This window comes from Priestia sp. J2 (assembly GCF_020790095.1).
GTDB lineage: Bacteria > Bacillota > Bacilli > Bacillales > Bacillaceae_H > Priestia > Priestia zanthoxyli.
The window spans coordinates 1,785,049-1,803,822 of record NZ_CP086208.1 but is presented as its reverse complement, the minus strand read 5'-3'; the positions used below and the strand labels follow the sequence as shown (position 1 = coordinate 1,803,822).

General features: G+C 37.5%; 13 protein-coding genes. 2 read left to right on the top strand and 11 right to left on the bottom strand.

What is annotated here, in order from left to right:
* Positions 1-746: 746 nt before the first annotated feature.
* Positions 747-1,886 carry a hypothetical protein gene (locus LJY09_RS09110; RefSeq protein ID WP_028413701.1) on the top strand — a complete coding sequence of 380 codons (1,140 nt, stop codon included), beginning with the start codon at positions 747-749 and terminating at the stop codon, positions 1,884-1,886.
* A gap of 633 nt (positions 1,887-2,519) precedes the next feature.
* Here the strand turns inward: LJY09_RS09110 and LJY09_RS09105 are convergent.
* From LJY09_RS09105 to LJY09_RS09055, 11 genes are all read right to left on the bottom strand, one after another.
* Complete coding sequence (locus LJY09_RS09105; RefSeq protein WP_028413702.1) at positions 2,520-3,554, bottom strand: DUF3231 family protein; 1,035 nt, start codon at positions 3,552-3,554, stop codon at positions 2,520-2,522.
* A 121-nt stretch (positions 3,555-3,675) separates the two neighbouring features.
* Positions 3,676-4,836 carry a Ger(x)C family spore germination protein gene (locus LJY09_RS09100; RefSeq protein ID WP_228307682.1) on the bottom strand — a complete coding sequence of 387 codons (1,161 nt, stop codon included), beginning with the start codon at positions 4,834-4,836 and terminating at the stop codon, positions 3,676-3,678.
* Positions 4,836-6,359 carry a spore germination protein gene (locus LJY09_RS09095; protein ID WP_028413704.1) on the bottom strand — a complete coding sequence of 508 codons (1,524 nt, stop codon included), beginning with the start codon at positions 6,357-6,359 and terminating at the stop codon, positions 4,836-4,838. Before LJY09_RS09095 ends, LJY09_RS09100 begins: the two co-directional genes overlap by 1 nt.
* Positions 6,346-7,443, bottom strand: coding sequence for a GerAB/ArcD/ProY family transporter (locus tag LJY09_RS09090; protein WP_028413705.1), 1,098 nt, complete (start codon positions 7,441-7,443; stop codon positions 6,346-6,348). The genes LJY09_RS09095 and LJY09_RS09090 overlap by 14 nt, the downstream gene beginning before the upstream one ends.
* Before the next feature lie 194 nt (positions 7,444-7,637).
* Positions 7,638-8,210 (bottom strand): HTH-type transcriptional regulator Hpr, encoded by a 573-nt coding sequence (locus LJY09_RS09085; protein ID WP_028413706.1) that lies wholly within the window; start codon positions 8,208-8,210, stop codon positions 7,638-7,640.
* A gap of 232 nt (positions 8,211-8,442) precedes the next feature.
* Positions 8,443-9,657 (bottom strand): cystathionine gamma-synthase family protein, encoded by a 1,215-nt coding sequence (locus tag LJY09_RS09080; protein ID WP_028413707.1) that lies wholly within the window; start codon positions 9,655-9,657, stop codon positions 8,443-8,445.
* A 400-nt stretch (positions 9,658-10,057) separates the two neighbouring features.
* Entirely contained in the window at positions 10,058-11,935 is a 1,878-nt protein-coding gene (locus LJY09_RS09075; RefSeq protein ID WP_028413708.1) for a sigma-54-dependent Fis family transcriptional regulator, read from the bottom strand.
* Between the two features lie 264 nt (positions 11,936-12,199).
* Positions 12,200-13,579, bottom strand: a complete 1,380-nt coding sequence (gene lpdA, locus LJY09_RS09070; protein WP_028413709.1) for a dihydrolipoyl dehydrogenase — start codon at positions 13,577-13,579, stop codon at positions 12,200-12,202.
* Positions 13,580-13,595: 16 nt separating this feature from the next.
* Positions 13,596-14,822, bottom strand: a complete 1,227-nt coding sequence (locus LJY09_RS09065) for a dihydrolipoamide acetyltransferase family protein (protein ID WP_028413710.1) — start codon at positions 14,820-14,822, stop codon at positions 13,596-13,598.
* A 25-nt stretch (positions 14,823-14,847) separates the two neighbouring features.
* A complete protein-coding gene (locus LJY09_RS09060; protein ID WP_028413711.1) occupies positions 14,848-15,882 on the bottom strand; it encodes an alpha-ketoacid dehydrogenase subunit beta in 1,035 nt (344 codons plus the stop codon).
* 18 nt (positions 15,883-15,900) lie between these two features.
* A complete protein-coding gene (locus LJY09_RS09055) occupies positions 15,901-16,893 on the bottom strand; it encodes a thiamine pyrophosphate-dependent dehydrogenase E1 component subunit alpha (RefSeq protein ID WP_033578716.1) in 993 nt (330 codons plus the stop codon).
* Positions 16,894-17,366: 473 nt separating this feature from the next.
* Here LJY09_RS09055 and LJY09_RS09050 point away from each other — a divergent pair, with 473 nt between their 5' ends.
* Positions 17,367-18,701, top strand: a complete 1,335-nt coding sequence (locus tag LJY09_RS09050) for an ArsB/NhaD family transporter (protein WP_154991770.1) — start codon at positions 17,367-17,369, stop codon at positions 18,699-18,701.
* Positions 18,702-18,774: the final 73 nt, after the last annotated feature.

Genomic DNA, 18,774 nt, shown 5'->3' with positions numbered 1-18,774 from the left:
ACTTCACCTTCCCTATCATTTTGTGAACTTTTTGTGCCTAAAAGAAGTGTTATAACTAATTTTTGCTCCAGGTTCCCGTGCAAAAGTGTCGTTTTTCTTTCTATACTGTATTTACTATAAGTTTGGCTCCAATCTTCCGTGCAAATATGCCACTTTTACATAATTTTTCTTGAGACAGCGACTTTCCCCCTTCGTTTTCTGCATTTTTTGCTCCAAATCTCCGTGCAAAAGTGTTTTTTGCTCTAGATTTCCGTGCAAACATGCCACTTTTTTAAAAAAGCGCGATTTTTTCTGCAAATGTTCATTTATTCTTTGTAAAAATGTGAACTTTCTGTGTCTAAAAAAGGGCATTTTTTTGTTTTATGTCCCTATTTTCCGTGCAAATGTGTCACTTTGTTGCCCAAATCTTTATTTTTATCATTTTTGCTCCTATTCTCCGTGCAAATATGTCATTTTTACATCAAATTTTTTTTTGAATTTGTCACATTACGTGTATTTCATCCGTCATAATACGACATTTGTCTTAAGAATGCTGTTTTATCAACGTTTATGAAATGTAACGCTATTTTTGCTCCACATCTCCGTGCAAATATGTCACCTTGTAAATAGATGTCTCGTCCCTTGGTATCACTAGTCTTTTAAAAAAATGCACCATTTTTCCGTGCAAATATGTCATTTTACAGCCTATATGACTGTGTCTATACTGTAAAAGATGACGTATATAGTTTTGGAAAGGAGGTAACTACATGAGTATACAAAAGCTGGCACTAAAACGGCACACTCTGATAGCAAACAAGCTGCTGATTGTCATGAGCGGTTTAAATAGAGAGACGAAACGAGACAACAGCTATTACTATGAAAAACATTCATTTGGTCTAGCAAAAAACTTTGTAGACATAAAGTGGACGGGTTCTCTGATGAAGCAAATTTTAGCTTACGTAGCCAAATGTAACAGCCAAGGTCATATTTCAATTATTTCTGAGCAAGAACTGGCTAATACAATCCAATGTTCCGTTCGGACCGTTCAAAATAATAATAAGCTTTTAGAAGACTATGACATCATTCGCTGGAATCGTTTATGGGGAGACTATATTCAAGTTTCTTTAAACAACTATTTAGAGGATTTTTTAGATTTACATATAAAAGAAGCTGCTGATGCTCAAAACATATCATATACTCCGGAAATGCTTGATAAAGATCACAATACATATACTTCAAAAGGTGGTTACACTTCTGTTTCAATGGAAGTGATTTATCAATTGCTGGCTATCAAAAATATTAACATGCTGCGCCTGGCTTTACGTGCTTTGTATGTATACGAATCTGATGTAAACGTAAAGAAAGATTCAGAAGCCCTTTTATCTTACACCGAGGTAAAACACATTCTTCCGAAATACATTGGCTATAAAGCTGCTATTAAAGAAATGGCTAGTAAATTAAGTAAAATTTTCCGTATCGATGTACTAGAAAAAGATGATTGTGTCAAAACATTATTAGAAGAAAAGCAGCCAAGAAAATCGATTATTGAAAAAATCAAGGATGGTTTTATTTTAAGTTTCAATTTAACTGGTGCTCATGATAGTAAAAAACAAAAAGAAATCGAAAAAATCCGTGGAGAGCATGCATTTGCTCAGTTTAAGAATTTCTTTAAATCTTTTGGCCATTATTCTATTAAAAAAGAAGATATTCATTCCATTGTGCATGAGTTCGGTTTAGATATAATCGAAAAATCATTAACGTCCGTTCAGCGTTACCTACAACAAACTTACATAGAAGAAAGTATGGATGCATTTCGCCCTCTTGTGCATGAAATGGAGTCAAACTTCTTTACGTATATCCGCAAAATTGCCAACGGGTATTATCAGGCAAAAATTAACGCTCTATAATACTCTTTTTTGTTATGCCTTTTTTTACTCACCTCTACTTTATTTCCCTCCTATTCTTTCTTTCTCTTTAACTTACTAAAATATATTTGTCTATTAACTATAATAAATCTCTTTAAATGATAATGATTTTCATTTTCGTGAAAAAAATCAACTAAATGAACAAAAAATACAATAAATAAACGTTATTTTCCGATCGATTGCGTAGAAAATATGGCCGTTATAAAAAAATCCTATATTTTTTCGTGAAAATTCTTGTTGTTAACTGCAGTTTTTTTGATTCCTTAATACCCCTTAAACTCAGTCAGCAGAAGGCTTTTACCAATATAATTTTTAACAATGTTTATAATCTCTTTAATTTCTTTTTAATCTCTTATAAATGTATAGTAATTTCTTTAAAATAAAGAGCAGCGAATAAATAGCATTTTTTATACAGGGAGACATTGAGCTCCTATACAAATTTTAATCCTAAGCTGGTTTAGTTTAATGACTAGTAAATATAAAAACAGGATTAACAGCTTTTTTTCTCTTCAAATAAAACACACACAAAACCTGGAGATCTGTATTGTGTGTGTTTTATTCAGTAGAGCTATATAGGTTAAGAACTTTTTACATATTTTATGGCAGGTTGTTTCATTAGTTGGAGTTTAAATGATCTCTATCTACCGCTTCCGGCGGTGTTTCCATCCAGCCGTTTTCCATCATAATAGATGCAGCATCATATACAAACCTTGAGATATTTGTCATTGATTTTCCATATAACAGCGCCAAATCATGCCTTCCATTGACGGCTACTGAATTTCCAAAAGCTCTCATTTTCATTGAGAACATATCCATTTTGTGAAACAGCATCAATTTATCCGAAAATGGTGAAAAAGTAGAAGTAGTGACTAAATGATCAAGAAAAGATGGCGCTGGTAAATTAGCTCGGTGAAGCTTTTCGATATAGCGTTCTACCGCATTATTTGTCAGGTCTTCTCCTTTTACAAATAATGCGCGGATTTTTTCACTTTTAACAACTTGACTAAATGCTAAGATTAAGGCTTTACTTGTCACATTATTCTCGATGTTATCGTACAAATGAGCAATTTCTAATGCATGCAAAGGTCGAACATCTTCTATAAACCCGCTTAAATAATGAGTGTTAGCCATGTTCACTTTTTCTGGTGCAGGAATAATTGGCGGCTTAATAATAAGTCCTTTATCCATTAAGATTGCTTTTATTTGCTCCATCAGTTCCATTGTAGCTTTCATACAATACGTTAAAAATGTCTTTACATCTTCTCTATACACTAGGGGCAGTGCGATACTGTAAATGCTTAGTCCCGCTTTAGCAGCATATTTTAAATAATGCACGTAAAATTCATCTTCAAACAGCTTTGGAGCGCCTACGTTCACGTCTTCTTCCGTAAATCCATATGGAATTGGCACATTCTCTTTTGTGAAAATGTCTTTTACGGTACTTTGAAATTCTTCCGTTAGGCCTTTTGCATGCTGTAACAGCTTTTTTATATCGGGATCTTCAACGTGTTCAAGAAAATAACTTAAAATATACGAAGACATGCTGTTGCCCATATAGGTTGCCCAAAGTTTACCCATTTCGGGGGCTGTTAATTTCTCTTTCACGCTTGTTTTTTTTGAACCTATTTTAATTGGTTTGATTCTTTCCATCTATAATCTCCTAATTCAATTTGTTCTTAGGTTGGTCTTTTCTATTTTATCTATTCCTCCACTTTTGTCCTTTGTTTAACGAGTTAACATTATCAGGTGAGATATGCAGGTTTTCAGTGTTTTAATCTAAAGTCGCACCTATTCGCTGTTTGTTTCCGTGCTTAACCTGTACGTTGACCTTCACATTTATTGAGTCTTGTGTTAAAGGAATGGCCCCGTTGCTTTGAACAGCTTTCCATTTGCGCAGTTCTTTTTTGTAAAGAACATGAGAAAGCCTGTAAACATCGCTGTTTATACTTAAGCCTTGCGCGTACGTTTCAATAATTTGTTTCTTAATTTTCTGTTCAGCTTCTTTTTTTATAGTTGATAGTTTTTCGTCCTGCGGCATAACTAAAATCGTTGCTTTTGCCCGAACTTTTATATTAAATGTTAGATCACTACCTTTTATAACAGGTTCAATTTTTACTTTTTTCTTGTCTACCACAAGATCAATATCGGAATGATCAGGCAGCCTTACCCGTAAACCAGCTCGTACAAATTCATCGCTTATCCATCTGAGCCCTTTGATTTTATTCTCAGAAAAAACTCCTTTTAATTCAGATGATGTAATAGCCACTGCTCCGTTTACTTGAATAGCTGTTTCTCTTTTTTGATCCGTTGTTAAATGTTCTTTAGTCTCAACTAAAGGAATGTTTACTTCATGACTTGGTTCGTTAAGATGGATAATGAGCTCTCTTAAATCAACTGGTGGAATAAATGAGTTTTGCTTAAAAATCACTTTAGGATCGCTCAAGCGTGAAAGAGCGTTAGATACTTCGAACATAGGGGTAGCTAACAACGTTTTTTTCAAAGGGCTTTTTGTAGCATACATCCAGATGTTGTATCTCGTTTCCCGATAACGATCTAAAAAATCCACCGCAGATTTGACAGCGCCATGCTTTAACGCATCGTCCGTTAAAACAAGGAAAGCTAAGTGCCCAAAAAAGATTCTGCGCTGGGAAATTTGATAATACCTAAAAATAGCTTCATCAATGGTTTTTCCTGTTGCATAGCCAACTTCTACTTTGACTTGACCAGCGCCAGCACCGCTTGCCTCGGATTTTGCCAGTAAACTTAAATTGATTGTCTGCAGATAGAGAACGTAACGATTATCTTTAAAATCTACCCCCATTCCCTGTGCGTATACCATTTGTTCCGGTTCATTCGTATCCCAGCACCCCGAAAGAAACAATAAAAAAGAGCTCATAACAAGTATAAGTAAGTTCCTTATGGTTCTTTTCACTAACTTCCTCCTTCTTCGCGGGTGGAATCGCTTGGGTTAAGCATACTAGCTCTTGTAGCTTTTTTACTTTCGGGCAGGCGGAAGAGAGATTTTAAAATGTTTTTCGCGTCTAGTCGGGTTGCTAATTCGAAATATGGCACACCAAACGTCCGAATGTTTGTAATATAAATCATGACTAAAAAGATGGAAATAAAAAAGCCAAAAAAACCTAAAATGCTGACACAGATAATACTAAAAAAGCGGATCAGTGAAATGGTTCCTATCAGGGACTGATTTGCTAGCGTAAACGTAGCAATCGTAGAGCCTGCAATAACAACAAGCATGGCGGGACTTGTTAAACCGGCTCTAATGGCTGCATCACCGATAATAAGCCCTCCGATTACACTGAGGGTCTGCCCGACAGAAGTCGGGAGTCTAAACCCTGCCTCTCGAAACAATTCAAATAAAAGAAGCATTAATATTGCCTCAAGAGAGGTAGGAAACGGGACACCTCTTCTTGCTTCAACAATCGTAGCTAATAAGCTGAGCGGAAGCTGATTTTGATGAAAAGCCGTCATTGCAACCCAAAAACCCGGCAAAAAAGCAGCGATAGAAAGCCCGAAGATTCGAAGAATACGCTCAAAAGAGCTGTATAAATATGTATTTTCTTTATCCTCAGATCCTTTTAATAAGTAAAAAAGGTTAATGGGTGTAACATACGCATATGAAGTTCCATCAATTAATATAATGAACCGGCCATTTAAGAGAGATTGAACTGCAAAATCAGGTCTCCCTGTATAAGCGTGGCGAGGAAAAAAACTATACGGATTTTTATTAATGAGCTCTTCTAGCTGTGTTCCGCTGAAAATACCGTCGATATCGATATTCCCTAACTTCTCCATAATCTCGTCAAGTATCTTCTTGTCCGCTACGTCTTCCATGTATAAAATGCTTACTTTTGTTTTTGTTCGTTTTCCAATCTCTAAAGATTTTGTTAACAAGGAAACCGATTTAAGACGCTTGCGAATTAAAGCAATATTCACAGGTAAGTCTTCAATAAAATTATCTCTAGGACCCAATATGGTTACTTCATTTTTCGTTTCTTCTGGACTTCTTTGAGGACGGTCAGAAATATCGATAGACACAACAGCGTGTGGTAATCCAAAATCAATGAATAATTTGCCGGAAAAAATTTCTGAAACTGCCTGTTCTTCATTTTGAACGATAGAAACTGAGGGAAGGTTTAATAATTTTATGATCTGGTCTCCTTCTACTTCCCCCTCTAGCTTAGCGCAGCATTCCTCTAATCTTTTAGGGATCATTCCATATAGCATTTCCGTACTCACTAAACCGGTACAATAAATCATAAGCACTCGTTTGTTATAAAAATAAACGGTCTCGAAGTTAATATCGCCGCATTTTCCAAATAAATCTCTTAACGTACGCTCATTGATGATCTGAGAACGAGAAGAACTTTCTTTTAAAAGACTTTCGCTCTCTTGTTTTTTAGAGCTGTAGTCTTTTTGCTTCTTAAAAAATTCCACTTTTACCCCTCCTTGTTTTATGAGAAATTAGAAAGACTATGACTACTAAGAAAAGAGAAAAAGCAACGAACAGCCAGAAAGTAGCCGGTATGATTGTAAAAAATAAAAGATTTGAAAAAGTAAAGTCTGTTATAGGAGCCAGCGTGCATACAGTGATAACCACTAAAATGAGTAAAAGAAACCTTTTGTGGCCTTTTTGAAATGGAACTAATTCTTTCATAATAAAAAGAAAGGTCGAAATGCGGATGAAGGTACCCGACAGCCACTGATAAATAGATAAAAAGTCGATATGCTCTATAAACTTTCCAAGCGATGCAATTCCCCATTCTTCATAGGGAGGGAAACGTTGCTTAGAGGCTTCTACAGGACCAAATTCAGTAATTGCCCCAATGAGAGGCCCAATTGTAAGGCCTGTTAAGAGAATTCCTGCCACCGCTAAATGCTTATAGCGTATAGGCTGCGGTACTTTGTGCTGCAAGAAAAGCAGCAGCAGCAGCTCTACCATCCCTGATCCTTGAAATACAATACTTTTAATAACCGGAAAATAGCCATTTTCTAAAACAGGCTGCAATAAAGAATAATCTTTAAATTGAAAGTTTGTAAAAGAAACAAAAAAACCTAATAGTACAATAAAAAATAAAAGAAACACGTTTACAATACTAATCGTTCTCATGCTCGTAGCGGCAAGTAAGCAACAGGTAAAACCAAATAATAAAATGAGTATAATTAAAGGTGTTCGCTGAAGAAAAATAATATTGATCCACGTAATCGTCTCTCGTAAGGTGGCAATTTCCATAATGGTCAAATAAGCGATTATAAGAAAAATAACAACATTGGTAAATGACTTATTCATATGTTTTTTCATCCATTGAAAAAGATGTTCGCCGTTTGTTTTTTTATTTACATATACGAGTAAAGGAACCCATATGAGTGTTAAAAGACAAGTAAGAAGAACAGTGATCCAAGCATCGCGCCCTGCCGTTTTAATTAATGGAGATATAAGCATCACATGAGTTTTTAAGCCAATAAACGTCATCGAAAGAAGGATCAGCTGAAAAACAGAAATTGAGTCTGACTTATTCATGGTAACCACTCCTTCTCTCCGGTAAATTTACTACTGGTAGCTTATCCTAAATTTCTCATAATATAATGGAGAATCATTATTCACAAAATAAAAAAGAGCTGTTTTATACGTGAAGTTTCTCACGGATAAAACAGCTCGGTCTGTTATTCACTTATTTTCACGAGGCCCTATTCTCTGCCCATTATTCAGCGCGTTCAATTACTAGTTAGCTGGACTTCTTTCTTATCTTCATTTTCTTCTATTCCCGCTTCTTCTATATTCACAAAAGGTTGATCAGCAACGGTCACTAGGTCGCCGCCGCAAACGTGACGAACAACGGTTACGAGCTCTGGAAAATCGGGAAATTTTCCGTATAACGTTTTTAAAGGAAGTGCACCTTTGCACACCTTACTGTTATGTGGTTCATACCCTTTGAGCGTGTCAAGCAATAATTGTTCTCCATTTTCAGTCAGTTTGATATAGGTGTTTCTTTTATCATTTTCTCTTTTGGATAGATACAGATACCCTTGATTTTCTAATTTTTTCGAAAAATTAAATGCTGTAGAGATATGCATAGCTCCTAAGTTAGCTAACTCTGACATCGAGATTTCTCCCGTGCTGCTAGCCAAACATAAAATATGATGCTCATTTACATTCAGACCATAAGGCTTCACCCATTGCTCCCAATCATCTTCTGCAGCTCGCCAGATGGCTTTACTTACCTGCATTAATTTAAATCCAAACAATGATGCATCTTTTATTGTGTATTCATTTTCTTGTTTCGACATACTATCATTCCTTATTTGTAGGCTATTGTAAGTTAGTTTATTTTTAAAGCGTGTAAAAACATTTTTATTTCATCTAATTTATCAGTATACCTACAAAATCAGACGAAAAAATACACGTGCAGTTTAATTTCTCAGCTTTATTCCACAATATCTCTGCAATTTTGAAGAAACGTCTACCAACTAAAAAGAGTTGCTTACCTTATTTTTATTTAAAAAAGTAATACATGTCTTTTTAATTACTAATAGGTGATGCAGATTCTAAGTGAGCAAATGCTTGTTCTAAGTCTGCAATTAAATCTTCCGTATCTTCAATTCCTACAGATATGCGAACCAGTCCTTCGGATATTCCAAGAGCTTTACGTTCTTCAAGCGTACATTCTACGTGACTAGTCGTTCTTGCCGGACCGTAAATCGTTTCAACTGCTCCTAAATTACCGGCTTTATTTGCATACGTTAACTTTGGCAGCAAAATTTTAATAGCTTCCATTTCTCCTTTTAACACAAAGCTTAATATTCCACCAAAGCCTTTCATTTGTTTTTTGGCAATATGATGATGAGGGTGTGTTTCCAATCCAGGATAATAGACGGCTTCAACCGCTTCTTTCTTTTGAAGAAATTTAGCAATTTCCAAAGCGCTTCGTTCTTGTTGACGTATACGTAATTTTAACGTCTTCATTCCTCTTAAAATAAGATACGCTGACATGGGGTCCATGGTCGCGCCATTGATTTCACGGTAGTGATACACATGCTGTATTAATTCTTTAGAGCCGCATACTACTCCTCCTAAAGCATCGGCGTGTCCGCTTAAAAATTTTGTGGCACTGTGAATGACAAGATCTACTCCTAATTGAAGAGGGTTTTGGTTAATTGGTGTCGCAAACGTATTATCAATAATGACCACTGCCCCTACCGATTTTCCTGCTTTCGCTATTCTTTCAATATCAATAATTTTCATCGTAGGATTTGTAGGAGATTCTAAATACAGCACTTTACATCCTTTATTTACTTCCGCTTCAATTTCTTCATGATTCCCCGTATTACATAAGGTTACATCCACTCCAATGTTAGGAAGAAACTCAGTGAAGATTTTGTTTGTTCCCCCATATGTATCTTTTACCGATACGACTCGGTCTCCGGGTTTTAAAAACGTGTATAATGTGCTGCTAATAGCCGCCATGCCGGAAGAAAATGCGACCGCTTCTTCTGCTTCTTCGAGTATCCTTACTTTTTCTTCAAAAGCTTTAACCGTAGGATTACTCATGCGATTATACGTATAGCCTGGTTTGTTTCCTAACGCAACTTCTTGCCATTCGTCTACATCATCATAATTGTAAGCTACGCTGAAGACGACAGGAACTTGGGTGGCATTGTAAGCAAGCGATTCTTTTTCTCCTGCCCATACCGCTTTTGTTCCGTCTTGTACATTTTTAAACTGTTTGTCTGTCATTCACTCATCACCTCTGGTTTTGTTAATTAGATATTGATTAAATTATATATTGTATACAATATACTGTATATAGTACAGAATAATCTGATAATAAAATATACGTACATTCCTCATTAAATTTAAAAAAGATCGAGATATAACGAAAGCAATTCAATCTAACGACGAACAAATAGGATACATGAGCTGAACGCTCGTGACACGGCAAGTTGATTCCGTGCAAGACCGCGGGCACTAAGCGCGAAGGAGTCTTCGTCTTACACTCCAATCAACTACTAGAAGAACTTAAAACGAATCGAAACTACGCTTATCATAACAAAAAAAACGAACCACTAATCAAAAATCTTGATCAATGGTTCATTTTTTACTTCGTCTAAATTTAAAACAGCTAAAAACTCTCAGCTTATAAATTGAATTTTTTTAGTCTGTTATAAAATGTACTTCTTGGTATATCTAACAGTTTAGCGGCAAGTGACACATTACCCTGCGTTTTACGTAAAGCATCCATGATCAAGTCTTTTTGAACTTTTTCACGAAATGTGAGTGCGGATAGGGACGTAAAATCGTTTTTTTCTATTTCTTGTGAAGTATCAGAGTGAGAGATGGTCCTCTGACCACCAAGATGTAAAGAACTCAAATAACTCAATATTGTCTCTTTTTCTGTGTCCGCGTTTAGTGAAATTTTCAAGCGTTCAAGTACATTAAATAATTCTCGAACGTTTCCGGGCCACTGGTAATCTATCAATTTATCTACTAGTTCCTTGGGGAAATTCATATTCCAATCATTCGTTTGACAAAAGTACCGCATAAGATGCGGAATATCTTCTTTTCTTTCCCGTAAAGGCGGAACATGCACGGGGTACACGTGAAGCCGGTAGTATAAATCTTCTCGAAACTTCCCTTCATTGACAAGTTGGCGAAGATCTCGATGAGTAGCGGTAATAATCCGGATGTCTACCGGAATTTCCTGATTGTTTCCCACAGGCGTGACCTTGCGCTCTTGCAATACTCTTAACAAAGAAACTTGCATAGAATGAGGAAGCTCACCTATTTCATCAAGAAAAATCGTACCATGATTAGCCTGTTCAAACTTCCCTTGATATCCTTGACGCCGTGCTCCTGTAAAGGCTCCTTCCGCATAGCCGAATAATTCACTTTCCATAAGTTCCTTCGGAATGGCACCACAATTAAGAGCAATAAAAGGCCCGTTTTTACGCGAACTGTTTTCATGAATCGTTCTCGCCACTACTTCTTTTCCAGTACCTGTTTCCCCTAAAATATAGACCGTTGTATCCGTAGGAGCCGCCTGCTTTATTTCTTCTAATGTTCGCTGAAAGGATCGGCTTATGCCTGCTTCTCCTTTAAAACAAAATGATTGAGCAGAGATCTGTTTAGTTGTTTGGTTATGAGTCGTTTCTTCTGACAAGTAAACAATCTTTCCAATAGAATGACCGTGTCTTTTTGAAATGACAGGCACTTCCATCACTATACGAAATCCCTGTTGTACAATCGTATTCAACTGTTGTCCTGACCATTTAGGTATACATTCCCGAACGGTTTTACTTGCTCCTACAATCACTTCTTTGTAATTGCAAAGCAGCAAGAGCTGCTTGCTATCAATGAAATTCATAGAAGCATGAACCAACTCAATTTCGTCTTTGTGCATTCGAATGCTTAATTCCCGTTCGATTGTATAAGCGATGGACGTAACCATTCCAAGCATATAAGGATGAGCTCTGTTTACGGGACAAGAAATATTAATAACCCCAATTAAATTTCCGTCGTCATTTCGTACAGGCGCTGCCGAACAGCTCCATTGATGCGAAGCAATCGAATAATGTTCTGTACCTGTTATCATAATGGGTTCTTCCGTTTGCAGAGCCGTCCCGATTGCATTTGTTCCTACTTCTTTTTCTGTCCAACAGGCACCTTCCACAAAATTAATTTTTCTTGCTTCATTCAGTGTAAGTCTATTTCCTGTAATAGATAAAATATAGCCTTCTGGGTCAATTAATAGAGCAACCATTCCTAAATCTGCCGCTGATTGTCTGATTCTTTCTAAGTGCGGCAACGCCGTTTCAAGAAATAAAGAGTTCATTTGTTTTCGAGAATGAAAATCTTCGTTTCTTAAAATCGATCTGCCTTTATTTAGGTAAGGGTTAACATCTGCGCTTTTACAGCGGTGCCACGATTTTACAATGATGTCGTTTAACCTTGAAGATTCAAGTGCTCCTTCGTTTACAAAACGTTTCCATGTGTTTAAAGAAAGTGTGGATTCCATTTCTTACCTCTCCCCTATAAACTTAATTGAATATAGTAAATCAAGGCTTGTTACTATTATTATAAATCACAAAGAAAACGTTATCATTATCAAAGATAGATTCTTAAACTCACGTTATGTAAAAATTAATAGAAAAACTAGACGAGGATGCAGGAAAATCCCTCTCCCTCTTTCATGATTCCTTCATCCTCTAGTTTACCTTTTTGAATCATTCATTTTTACTTTTCATTCTTAAAGAGCTTAATAACTTGAGCACTTGTATAATCATGAGTGAACGGCCTGACCCGCTGACTGCAAAAGAGCTTCATGAATCGCTTCGGATAATGTAGGATGAGCAGCGATAAAGTCTTCCATTACATCCGTGGTCAACTCCCCGTGCAGCATGATGGTTCCTTGTCCAATTAATTCTGTAGCATGTGCACCTACAATGGAAAGTCCAATAATTTCATTAAACTGCGGTTCTACGATTACTTTCACTTTTCCAACAGAATCATTTGCAATCATCGCTTTGCCGTTTGCCGTAAACGAAAATTCTCCGACACGAACATCACCGTATTTTTCTCGGGCCTGTTTTTCTGTCAAACCGACACTTGCAATTTCAGGATGAGTATAGATGCAGCGTGGTACAGCTCGGTAATTCACGCTCTTATCTTTTCCGCATGCGTGCAAAGCAGCAACTGTGCCTTCATGAAAGGCTACATGAGCAAGCTGAATTCCGCCGACTACATCTCCACAAGCATAGATATTAGATATATTCGTTTGCATATGCTCATTAACATCAATTCCTTGTTTTGAAAAATGTATGCCAAGCTTTTCTAAACCTAAACCTAGCACTCTAGGCTTTCTCCCAATTGAAATTAATGCATAGTCAGCCTGCAGTTCATGCAGCTCTTCTTTATGTTTAAATAGAGCCGTTTTATCTTCTGGCTGCATTTCTGTTAGCGAAGCAGATGTATAAATCGTTACGCCTTTTTTCTCTAACTCTTCCTGTAACGTAAAGGCGATATCGGCGTCTTCGCCAGGAAGCAGCTGATCTGCCGCTTCCACAATCGTTACTTTTGTTCCCATTTGACTGTAAATGCTTGCAAATTCACACCCAATTACCCCTCCTCCTACTATTAAAAGAGATGAAGGAATAGCAGGCAGCGACATCGCTTGTCCACTGTGAATGATCCACTTTCCATCAAAAGGTGCAAACGGCAGGCTAGCAGGTTCTGAACCTACAGCAATAATAAACTGTTCAGCCTCTATTTCTTCTACTTGATTTTCATTTCGCACGGCTAGGCGATGATTTGTCAAAAAAGAAGCTTCTCCTTTCATGACTTTAATACTGTTCTTTTTCATTAAATAGCCAATTCCCCTGACCAAGTTTTTAACAATGGCTGTTTTATGATGCTGAACGCCATCCCAGTTAATTTTCACTTGTTCTAAAGGAAGAGTGATGCCGAATTGCTCAGCTTGCTTTATTTTCTCATAGGCTTCCGCGCTTGCTAATAATGACTTTGTCGGCATACAGCCCTCATTTAAACATGTTCCACCTAAATCTTTTTGTTCGATTAACGTAACTTGTTTTCCTTGCCGGGCGGCAGTGATTGCCGCCACATATCCTGCAGGACCGCCGCCAATGACAACTAAAGGTTTCATGGAATGCACCACCTTTCTATAAGAGTAGTAAAATAGGTTGCTCTAAGTATTGTTTAATAGTTCCAAGGAAATTAGCTGCAGGTGCTCCGTCCAGTACGCGATGATCAAACGTCAGGCTTAAAGGCAGCACGTTTCTTCTTTGTAAATCGTCTCCTATATACATAGGTACATCTTCAGTAGCTCCCACACCAAGGATTCCTGTTTCAGGCGGGTTCAATACAGGTGTAAAATACTCTACTCCGTAGGCACCGAGATTAGTAATAGTGAATGTGGAACCTTGCATGCTATCAGTACTCAACTGACCTTGCCGAGCATCCGCTGCTCGTGTTTTAATCTCTGCAGCTAATTCAACTAACGGCATTTTTTCAGCATGTTGCACAACAGGAACAACTAGCCCATTCTCTAAAGCCACGGCCATTCCAAGATGAACATGATGATAGAGATGAATTTCGTTATCGATATACGCACTGTTCATTTGCTTGTGTTCTTGAAGTGAAAGAACAACAGCGCGAGCAATAAAATCAGTTAGAGAGATTTTCACCTTATGGCGTTGTTGAATCACTTCTTTAATTTCTCGTTGAAGAGACAGCAAATCCGTCACGTCAGCTTTCATATTAATCGTTAATTGAGCACTGTTTAGTAAGCTATTATGCATTCGGCCTGCAATGACTTTCCTCATCCCCGCTACTGGAAGCGTTTCTTTTTTTGTAGCTTTATCTATTTCAACTGGTGGATGACTTGTTTCTGAAGCTTTTTCTGTCAGCACTTTCTCTACATCCGCTTTTGTGATTCTTCCTTTTGGTCCCGTGCCTTTAATCATTTCAATGTCAAGGTTTTCAGATTCTGCTATTTTCCGTGCAATTGGTGAAATGCGCACAGTTTCTTTGCTCTTCTTTGATGAAGCTACGTTTGCTGGTGGCTCTTCTAAAGAGATAGTGGCGGCTACCTCGTTTTTAGGAGCCTGAAGCTCATTTGCTGAACTGCTTTGCTCAGTAAGCTGCTCGTTTGGATTTCCAACATAACAGATAATCGTTCCAGGAGGCACACCTACATCTTCTTGCACAAGGATATCAAGAATCACACCGTCCTGCGGCGCTTCAATTTCCATTTCTATTTTTTCAGAATTAATGCTTGCAATCATATCTCCTTTTGAAACGGAGTCTCCCACTTTTTTATTCCATGTCGAAACGGTTCCTTCTTTCATTGCCATACCTAGTTTTGGCATTACAACCTCTGCAGCCATTTGCTTCCTCCTCCTTTCTCTTTACTTACACGCTTAGAAGCGATTTATCTCCTAGCAACTCCGATACAACTTCAATTACTTTTTGCGGTGTTGGCAGATAAATATCTTCTAATGGAGGTGAAAATGGTACAGGTGTATGTGGTGCTGTAATTCGTTTAATAGGTGCATCAAGCATATCAAATCCTTTATCAGCAACTAGCGCAGCAATATCTGTTGCGATGCTGCATCTTGGGTTAGCTTCGTCAATAACAATTAATCGATTCGTTTTTTCTACAGAAGAAAGAATCGTCTCTTCGTCAAAAGGTGATAGACTTCGCGGATCGACTACTTCTACGTCAATTCCTTTGTGAGATAATTGATCTGCGGCTGTAAGTGCAGTATTTACTTGTTTGCCAATCGCTACAATAGTTAAATCTGTTCCTTCGCGTTTCACGTCTGCTTTTCCTAATGGAATCGTATAATAGCCTTCAGGAACCTCACCTTTCATGTTGTACAATGTTTTGTCTTCAAAAAAGATAACCGGATCATTGTCTTCAATTGCTGCTAATAATAAACCTTTTGCATCGTAAGGGGTAGAAGGCACCACTACTTTAATGCCAGGAATGCTAGTGAACAAAGCATACAAGCTCTGAGAATGCTGAGCCGCAGCTCTGAATCCAGCTCCATGAGTCGTTCGAATCGTGACGGGCACTTCTGCTTTTCCTCCGAACATGTATCTAAATTTTGCGCCTTGATTCAGCACTTGATCTAAGCAGCAGCCAATAAAGTCATTAAACATTAATTCTGCAACCGGTCTTAACCCCGTAGCTGCCGCTCCCATTGCAGCTCCTATATAAGCTGCTTCTGAAATAGGCGTATCAAGAATTCGTTCACGTCCAAATTCTTGTACAAGTCCCTTTGTCACTCCAAGGACACCGCCCCAAGCCTCATCATCTTGCAGGTGGTCAATTTCCGCTCCGCCAGCTACATCTTCTCCCAGCAGAATTACATTCTCATCTTTTCGCATCGCTAGTTTCATTGCTTCATTGATAGCTTCAGACATACTTAATTTTCTAGTCATTTTCTTTTCCCCCTTTAATTAGTAAGATACATAAACATCTGTTAATAGTTCGGAAGCATCAGGATAATCGCTTGTTTCTGCTAGCTCAACTGCGCGTTTTACTGCTTTTTCTACGTCACTTTCAATATCTCTAAGCTCTTTTTCTGTTACTACTTGTTCTGAAAGCAAATAGTTTTCAAAAAGAGCAATCGCATCTTTTTCCTGAAGGTGTTCTTTCTTTTCACTGCCTGATTTATACGTTTGTGCGTCGCCTTCGAAATGCCCGTAATTTCGATACGTTACACATTCAATTAACGTTGGGCCTTCCCCTCTGCGAGCTCGTTGAATCGCTTCAGCAGCTGCTTCATAAACTGCCATCACGTCTTTTCCATCCACTCGTACGCCTGGAATATTGTAAGATGCGGCACGGTCTGCAATCGTGCTGCAGCTTGAAGCATAAGAAAAGGGAGTTGCTTCTCCGTAGCCATTATTCTCAGCAACAAAAACAACCGGCAGTTTCCAAATGGCTGCTAAGTTAATTCCTTCATGAAACGTTCCTTCATTGCCCGCCCCGTCTCCAAAAAAGCAAACGCTTACATCTTTTGTCTTTTTATACTTAGCAGTTAAAGCAGAACCGCATGCAAGCGGAAATCCTCCTCCTACAATTCCATTTGCTCCTAAAATTCCTTTATCTAAATCCGCGATATGCATAGATCCACCTTTTCCTTTGCCTAACCCGGTTACCTTCCCAAATAGTTCAGCCATCATTCCATCTAAATCGCCGCCTTTAGCAATACAATGACCGTGTCCACGATGAGTGCTCGTAATACTGTCACTGTCATTAAGGTGAGCGCACATTCCAACCGCTATCGCTTCTTCACCTGCATACAGATGAACAAAACCAGGTAGTACACCTTTTGCAAAAATTTGATGTACTTCATCTTCAAACTTTCGAATTTCTACCATTTTCTGATACATCCAGCTGGCTTTTTCTTTCGTAAGCTTTTCTGTTTTATTTTGAGCAGTTTTCATTATGGTAAGCCTCCTCATTTGATTATCAAACTTCACTTAATTCCTCTTGCAAGTACCGTGCCAACATGAAAACCGCTTTATCTTAGCAATCCATTGTTTTATTTGTTCTCACAAAGTTAGACAAAATTGGACACTGTTCCAACTTTGTCTAACTTTGTCCGATATTAGAGGAATCAATTATGTAAACTGAATTTAAGGTGCATAATAAGCGTGTGGGTTGAAAATCACATGAATAATTAGCAAGAAAGCTTTTATGTAAATATGATATAATGCTGAAGGAATCGTCTGCATTTTGAAGAACACCAAAGCTTTTAAAGGAGGTTGGTTAAAGGAAAGCGGATTTTATAGAAGTTTTACCGTAAAGTTGGATGTAAATTAAACGATGAAAGATGAGGTGAAAACCTGGAAAACATCCAAAGTTTGCGTCATCTACACTTCGCGACGTCTAGATGACATATCGCCAGGTTACAGTTATGCACAATGCAATTCAACACATTACAAGTTTTCATGTATACGCAGCCATTATTATATTTATCATTACATATTTTCTGATTATGACTGAAAAGATCAATCGCGCTTCAGCAGCTCTTTTAGGTGCTATATTAATGATTTTGTTAGGTATTGTCGATTTTAATAATGCTATTACCGAACACATTCAGTGGGAAACAATTGTCCTTCTTATGGGTATGATGATTTTAGTAGGCATCACAAATAAAACAGGCGTGTTTCAATACGCAGCCATCAAGTCTGCTAAAATTGCTAAAGGTGATCCGGTTCGAATTCTAGTTATTTTATCGATTTTAACAGGCGTCGGATCAGCTTTTTTAGACAATGTAACAACGGTGTTGTTAATTGTTCCCGTTACATTTTCGATTACTACTATCTTAAACATTAATCCTTTTCCGTTTCTTATATCAGAAGTGCTGTTTTCAAATATTGGAGGAACGGCAACTTTAATAGGCGACCCGCCTAATATCATGATTGGGGCAGCGAATCCTCACCTTGATTTTAATGCTTTTTTATTAAATTTAACTCCTGCAGTACTGATTATCGGTGTTGTTACACTGGGGATTCTTGTTCTTATCTATCGTAAAAAGTTAAAAGTAGAAGATAGTAAAAAGCAAGAGCTAATGAGTTTAAATGAAAAAGATTATATTCAAGATTCTGTTTTAATGAAAAAATCGTTAACTGTATTAGTATTAACGATTCTAGGTTTTACCCTGCATTCTGTTTTGCACATTGATGCGGCTATGGTAGCCATTACAGGTGCTGCTGTACTACTGGTAATTGGATTAAGAACTCATGATGAAGTAGAAAGCGCATTTGATTCTGTTGAATGGACAACCATTATTTTCTTTGCAGGTTTGTTTGTTCTTGTCGGAGGCTTAATCGATGTAGGCATTATTAAAAAGCTGGCTGCTGGCGCGTTGAACGTTACAGACGGCAATATCGCACTGTCAGCTTATCTCATTTTGTGGATTAGTGGCATTGCCTCAGCTGTTATTGATAACATTCCTTTTGTTGCTACAATGATTCCACTTATTCAAGATATGGCTCATGGAATGGGAATGAGCCCTGATTCTGCTCAAATCAATGTACTATGGTGGTCATTGGCTCTAGGAGCATGTTTGGGAGGAAACGGTACGTTAATTGGAGCATCTGCCAACGTCATTGTAGCTGGCATGGCTGTAAAAAAAGGACATAAATTTTCATTTATGGATTTCTTAAAAATTGGAGCTCCAATCACACTCGTATCTCTTTTGATTTCAACGTTATATATCTTCCTTCGCTATCTTTTATTTCTGTAAGGGAGAGAAATTAAAATCTACACGAACAGTAAAAAAGACTTCTCAGCTGAGAAGTCTTTTTTGCTCTAGATAT